Consider the following 1,300-nt stretch of genomic DNA (forward strand, 5'->3'; position numbering starts at 1 on the left):
CCCTCCGCTCCCCCCCGGTGTTTTTGGTGGGGGGGGGGGGGGGGGGGGGCGGGGCGGGGGGGGGGGGGGGGGGGGGGGGGGGGCGGGGCGGGGGGGGGGGGGGGGGGGGGGGCGGCCCCCCCCCCCCCCCCCCCCCCCCGCCCCCCCCCCCCCCCCGCCCCCCCCCCCCGCGCCCCCCCCCCCCCCCCCCCCCCCCCCCCCCCCCCCCCCCCGGGGGGGGGGCGGGCCCCCCCTCGTCTCGGTACTCTCGTCCCCATGGCGCAGCACACTGGTCTCCCGAGGCGCTACGCTTCGCCGCTCGTCCTCGGCGGCCCGTCCGCGACGAGCGCCCCGGCGGTCGATCCGGCCGGCCACGACCCCCAGCTCGCCGACCCCCAACTCGCCGACCCCCAGCTCGCCGAGGCCGTGCGACGGCTGGCCGCCCTGCTGGACGGCAGACGCGTCGCGGTCCTCACCGGCGCGGGCATCTCCACCGACAGCGGCATCCCCGACTACCGGGGCCCGGACTCCCCGCCCCGCAACCCCATGACCTACCAGCAATTCGTGGGCGACCCGGTGTTCCGGCAACGCTACTGGGCCCGCAACCACATCGGCTGGCGCAGCATGGACGCCACCCGGCCCAACGCGGGCCACCGCGCGCTGGCGGCACTGGAACGGCTCGGCATGGTCACCGGCATCATCACCCAGAACGTGGACCTGCTGCACACCAAGGCGGGCAGCAGACGGGTGATCGACCTGCACGGCACCTACGCCTGCGTGCGCTGCCTGGGCTGCGAGGCCAGGATGTCGCGCATGGCCCTGGCCGACCTGCTGGAGGCGGTCAATCCCGGTTTCGCCGACGCCGCGCACGCCACCGGCATCGAGGTCGCGCCCGACGCCGACGCCGTGATCGACGACACCCACACCTTCCGCATGGTCGACTGCCCGCACTGCGGCGGCATGCTCAAACCCGACATCGTCTACTTCGGCGAGAACGTCCCCAAGGACCGCGTCGCCGCCGCGTTCGCCCTGGTCGACGAGTCCGACGCCCTGCTCGTCGCCGGCTCCTCGCTGACCGTCATGTCCGGCCGCCGCTTCGTGCGCCACGCCGCCCGCTCCGGCCACCCGGTGGTGATCGTCAACCGCGGCCCCACCCGCGGCGACGACGTGGCGACCCTGCGCCTCGACACCGGCTGCTCCCCCGTCCTGAGCGCCTACGCCGCCCACCGCGCGCCCGCTCCCGCCTGACCGGACGCCCGCAGACCACCCCCCCCCGCCGCGATACACAAGCCCGGGGCGACGGTCAGGCTCCGGCCGCCGC

The 1,300-nt window shown here is 77.8% G+C and carries 2 protein-coding genes; one reads left to right on the top strand and one right to left on the bottom strand.

Annotation, left to right across the window (positions count from 1 at the left end; translation table 11 throughout):
* On the bottom strand, positions 1 to 257 hold a 257-nt coding region (locus tag QH283_RS08450; protein ID WP_280502462.1), incomplete at its 3' end, for a hypothetical protein.
* On the opposite strand from QH283_RS08450, the gene QH283_RS08455 reads away from it, so the two are divergent.
* Complete coding sequence (locus QH283_RS08455) at positions 256 to 1,227, top strand: NAD-dependent protein deacetylase (protein ID WP_280502463.1); 972 nt, start codon at positions 256 to 258, stop codon at positions 1,225 to 1,227. The genes QH283_RS08450 and QH283_RS08455 overlap by 2 nt on opposite strands.
* Positions 1,228 to 1,300: the final 73 nt, after the last annotated feature.

The sequence above is a fragment of the Nocardia farcinica genome, from assembly GCF_029867845.1.
GTDB lineage: Bacteria > Actinomycetota > Actinomycetes > Mycobacteriales > Mycobacteriaceae > Nocardia > Nocardia farcinica_A.

What these genes read in the sequence shown, in the direction of transcription:
- QH283_RS08455 (WP_280502463.1), top strand. Translation starts at nt 256, where the DNA reads ATGGCGCAGCACACTGGTCTCCCGAGGCGCTACGCTTCGCCGCTCGTC.